6 protein-coding genes are annotated in these 4,344 nt (G+C 43.9%); all 6 read right to left on the bottom strand.

Annotated features, from left to right (window positions below; genetic code table 11):
- Window positions 1–127: 127 nt before the first annotated feature.
- Entirely contained in the window at window positions 128–1,477 is a 1,350-nt protein-coding gene (argA, locus tag B4033_RS09100) for an amino-acid N-acetyltransferase (protein ID WP_286833327.1), read from the bottom strand.
- Window positions 1,478–1,610: 133 nt separating this feature from the next.
- Complete coding sequence (locus B4033_RS09095; RefSeq protein ID WP_278364058.1) at window positions 1,611–1,997, bottom strand: RcnB family protein; 387 nt, start codon at window positions 1,995–1,997, stop codon at window positions 1,611–1,613.
- Window positions 1,998–2,216: 219 nt separating this feature from the next.
- Window positions 2,217–2,600: an RcnB family protein gene (locus tag B4033_RS09090; protein WP_004813917.1), complete on the bottom strand. Its 384-nt coding sequence runs from the start codon at window positions 2,598–2,600 to the stop codon at window positions 2,217–2,219.
- Between the two features lie 283 nt (window positions 2,601–2,883).
- Complete coding sequence (locus B4033_RS09085) at window positions 2,884–3,039, bottom strand: hypothetical protein (RefSeq protein ID WP_167367438.1); 156 nt, start codon at window positions 3,037–3,039, stop codon at window positions 2,884–2,886.
- Between the two features lie 184 nt (window positions 3,040–3,223).
- Window positions 3,224–3,643 carry a hypothetical protein gene (locus tag B4033_RS09080; protein ID WP_004813913.1) on the bottom strand — a complete coding sequence of 140 codons (420 nt, stop codon included), beginning with the start codon at window positions 3,641–3,643 and terminating at the stop codon, window positions 3,224–3,226.
- A 169-nt stretch (window positions 3,644–3,812) separates the two neighbouring features.
- On the bottom strand, window positions 3,813–4,344 hold a 532-nt coding region (locus tag B4033_RS09075), incomplete at its 5' end, for a YciK family oxidoreductase (RefSeq protein WP_286833322.1).

Raw genomic sequence — 4,344 nt, 5'->3', positions numbered from 1 at the left:
CTCTTCCGATCTATAAAATATAAAGATATGGATATGAAAATCCATGCAAAGCTTTTTAAGCTAAATACTTGAGAAATCTACATATCTTTAGCAAAAAATAAGATATATAAACAAATAAAAAGTCACATTAAAGTGACTTTTTACAAACCAGGGAATTACGCTGATAGTTATATAGCGCCTGACGGGCATCGGGCAGATCATCGACAGAGGACTGTTCAAAACCCTGTTCCAGGAACCAATGTGCAGTGCGGGTGGTTAAAATAAACAGTTGCTGAATACCCATGCTCCGGGCTTTATCTTCCAGATAATTCAGAATCTGGCTGCCGCGGTTGGACTTGCGATAACTTGGATCGACAGCGACACAGGCAATTTCAGCAGAACGCAGCTCATTGCCTGTGGTTGGAATCGGATATAACGCGGCACAGGCCAGAATCATGCCGTCACGTTCAATGACTGCGAACTGTTCAATTTCATTTTCCAGACGTTCCCGTGAGCGATACACCAGAATGCCTTCTTCTTCCAAAGGCCGTAGCAGGTTAATCAGACCGCCAACATCCTGAATGGTAGCCATACGTACATCTTCATAATGAGCATCGGTAATCAGAGTACCTGAACCATCTCGGGTGAAGAGTTCTTCCAGCAGCGCACCATCATGAGCATAGGAAATCAGATGCACACGGTTGACGCCATTCATCGAGGCTTCCTGTGCAGCGCGAAGTTGCAAGCTTAGTTCGGATGGCAGGTCTTGAGCATCCTGCATTATATAAGCATCCAGCTGACTTGGCTGCACTTCACGTTGCAATTGTCCATCCGTATTCAGCAGGCCATGCTGTTTACCCAGGAAAATCAGCTTGTCTGCCTTGATACGAATCGCAGTTTTGGTCGCAACTTCCTCCGCCAGCAGGTTGAACACTTCGCCAGTGGTGGAATAACCGGTTGGTCCAAGCACCACAATGTTATGGCTGTCAAGATGACGCTGAATCGCATTGGTATCTACGGTACGGACTTCACCGGTTAACTGGAAATCAATACCGTCACGAATCCCATAAGGCTTGGCAGTAACAAAATTACCGGATACGACATCAATACGGGCGCCATACATGGGTGAGTTGGCCAGTCCCATTGAAAGCAAGGCTTCAATCTGCAGGCGGATTGAACCCACGGCATTCATGACACAGCTCAACGATTCACGGGTTGTGATTCGGCGCTGACGATGAAAAGGCGTGATGATCTGACTTGCTGCCAGATTCTGGTTGATCTGTGGACGCGCACCATGCACCAGAATCAGATGAATTCCGAGAGAATGCAGCAGGGCAATATCGTGAATAATATGCTGGAAATTGTCATGCAGCACCGCCTCGCCATCAAACATGATCACGAAGGTCTTGTTACGGTGCGCATTAATATAGGGCGCAGAATGGCGAAACCAATGCACATATTGCAAAGTTGTGCTTTGAGACGGTTCTGCTGGGTTCATGCGCTGGCCTATATTAGAAAATAATACTTAATTGAATTTGATTCTAAAAAAAGCCGGGAACGAAGTACAGCAATAAAAAAACACCTGAAGCGTGGACTTCAGGTGCAATGGAGAAAAGATACAGAATTAAGATTTAGTTGAGGATACGGATAATCTTGTCATTACGCTCATTGACTAGCACATAATCACCATTGATTTTGTACCACTGCTGGTTTCTGCCTGCATTTGGCAGACGGCGTGCTTCATAACCACTTACTTCAAAACGGCGGTTGTCATACTGGTTAGGCAGCTTTTGACCAACACGCCAGTCACGGCTTGGATTTACCACGCGGTTGTTATAGCGTTTATCATTCCAGCGACGGTCATCACGGCGATCGTCCCATTTTTTCGCATCTCTATGATCCCAATGCGGTGCCGGTTTATGTGGCGCATAACGCGGATCATGTTGCGGTGCAGCCATTGCAGAAGTTGCAACTAAAGCACTCAAGGATAAAGCGATTGTTGTTAACACTTTTTTCATGGCATTCACCTGAATTCATCATTATCGTTTCGATGAGACTAAATTAGCGAATCAGTAGAGAGAAACCGTGAGGGCAATTTAGGCGAATTGTTAAATTTATGAAGAAAAAAAGAAGAATAAGAGGGAATTACAGGTTTTTTTAGTCAAGAACAGCATCCAATACCACCTAGCTAAAATAAAAAAGACCCAAACAAGTTGGGTCTATGAAAATGTGAGGATTTAATGTCCAAGAATTCGAATGATACTGTTGTTGTCCGAATCGACCAGAATGTATTCATTATTGACTTTATACCATTGCTGTCTGCGGTCAGGTTTTGGCAACTTGTGGTCTTTATATTCAACTTTATAACCATTACCGCGATAATGCTGTGGCATGACATAACCGGGTTGCCATTTCATTTGCTGTAAACGCTTTACACCACGCTCTTCACGCATGCGGCGACGGTCTTCATGGTCATCATCTGCGCGATCACGGAATTTTTTAGACTGACCTTGACGTTGATCCATATGACGTTCATCATCAAAATGCGGCGCAGCATTGGCAACATTCGTCAGCATTAATGTACTGATAGACATTGTCAAAGCAACCAAAAGCTTTTTCATGGTGAACCCTCAATCAATTGTTCATTTTCTACAGTCTAATTTACGCAAAAATTGCAGAGAAACTGTGAAGATCAGGCATGCATTCTTTAAAGAATGCAGAGAGATTATGACTATGCCATGATTTCAGTAGTTTTTGAACACTTCATACAGGCTAAGCGCTTGAGAAGCTGTGAAATACTATCCTGAGGCTAATGTATGGTGAGGTCAAGAGAAACCCGGTTAATTAGGGCAATTTATCTCCTGTATTCCAGTCGAATAGTACCTCAATATTTGCAGGTCTGAACTAGTTCCATTGTTCAGTCAAACCCTGTAACGACTGGATCGCTTCAGCCACACATTCCGCTTCAGTGGCATCATCTAAAGCTTGAATCAAGGTAGCTGATAATTGCAGGCTTTCAATATGGCGAATAGTCTCGATTTTACGTTTTTGGTCAGCCATGCTGGATTCTCCTTTATCTGGTCATCATCTTGAATACAGGTATCATAGCGCTCAGGCTTTAATTTGAAAAACCGAATAAAATTATTATTAGTATGTAAAAAACCGATTTATAGCTGTTTTTAATAGGTTTCCCGAATAAAAAAAGAACACGCTTGGCGTGCTCTTATATCGGTTTAAACCTGGCTCAGTAAGCGTAGTTCAGATCGGTATAGTCAGTCAGGGACTTCTGGATATGTGCATTAATAAAGGCACGTACATCATCCGTGGTCATGGGCTTGCCCTGATTGCTAATTACATGTTCGATATCCGGCTGATTTTCAATTTTAATGCGATACACAAAATGTTTAGCCAGACGGTAGCCATCATCCAGTTTTTCAATACCTGTGACATAGTAATAGGCATGTTCAAAGTTCAGATCGGTATGGGAAAAGATAAACTGCTCGAATAGTTTCAGCTTGCTGCCATTTTCGAGTGCTTTAATGTCGTCCACAATGCTGGCTTCAAACTTCACGCCGTATTTTTCAGAAACCGGCTGCTGATCAATCAGAAGTGACACCATGCCATCTTCCAAAGTGGTCACGGTGATGTTGTTTAGGTCAGTCATGTTGCACTCGAATCAAAATCTGTTAGCGATAGTATGGGTGAATTTTAGCGAAACTCAATGCGACCAGGGTGGAGTCAGAGAAGATTTATGCATTATTTCTGTCTAAAAATAGCAATAAAAAAGGGAGCCAAGGCTCCCTCATTTCAATCATGTTCACTTCAATCAGCAGTTAATCCTGCGCATCAATACTTTGACCATTCATATGCAGACTATCATCACCCATCAGGTACAGATAAGCCGGCATAATCGATTCCGGGGTTGGCAAGGTTAGTGGATCTTCATCCGGATAGGCTTTAGAACGCATCGCAGTCCGGGTTGCACCCGGATTAATGCAGTTAAAGCGCACATGTGGATGTACATTTTCTTTGGCAAATAGCTGGCTTACCGCTTCAATAGCAACCTTGGAAACTGAATAAGCTCCCCAGCGTTCACGCACCTGACGGCCTACACCTGAACTGGTAAAGACCACGGAAGCATGCTCAGATTTTTCGAGCAGAGGAAGCAGGGCCTGAGTCAGCACAAAGGGTGCACGCAGGTTGACAGCCATTACATCATCCCAGACGCCGGGGCTATAGTTTGCCAGTTCAATCCGTTCACCGAGCATGCCTGCATTATGCAGAATTCCGTCCAGACGACCAAACTGTTTACTCAGTGTTTCGAACAGGAGCTCGTAATCACGCTCAGAAGCACTGGAAAGCTGT

Origin of the sequence: Acinetobacter sp. UBA3132, from assembly GCF_002364825.1 — a bacterium.
Classification (GTDB): Bacteria; Pseudomonadota; Gammaproteobacteria; order Pseudomonadales; family Moraxellaceae; genus Acinetobacter; species Acinetobacter schindleri.
This window is presented reverse-complemented; position numbering and strand designations above follow the sequence as displayed.

Bases quoted from the DNA above. Each gene is read 5' to 3' on its own strand.
- argA (WP_286833327.1), bottom strand. From the start codon at position 1,477: ATGAACCCAGCAGAACCGTCTCAAAGCACAACTTTGCAATATGTGCAT.
- B4033_RS09095 (WP_278364058.1), bottom strand. From the start codon at position 1,997: ATGAAAAAAGTGTTAACAACAATCGCTTTATCCTTGAGTGCTTTAGTT.
- B4033_RS09090 (WP_004813917.1), bottom strand. From the start codon at position 2,600: ATGAAAAAGCTTTTGGTTGCTTTGACAATGTCTATCAGTACATTAATG.
- B4033_RS09085 (WP_167367438.1), bottom strand. From the start codon at position 3,039: ATGGCTGACCAAAAACGTAAAATCGAGACTATTCGCCATATTGAAAGC.
- B4033_RS09080 (WP_004813913.1), bottom strand. From the start codon at position 3,643: ATGACTGACCTAAACAACATCACCGTGACCACTTTGGAAGATGGCATG.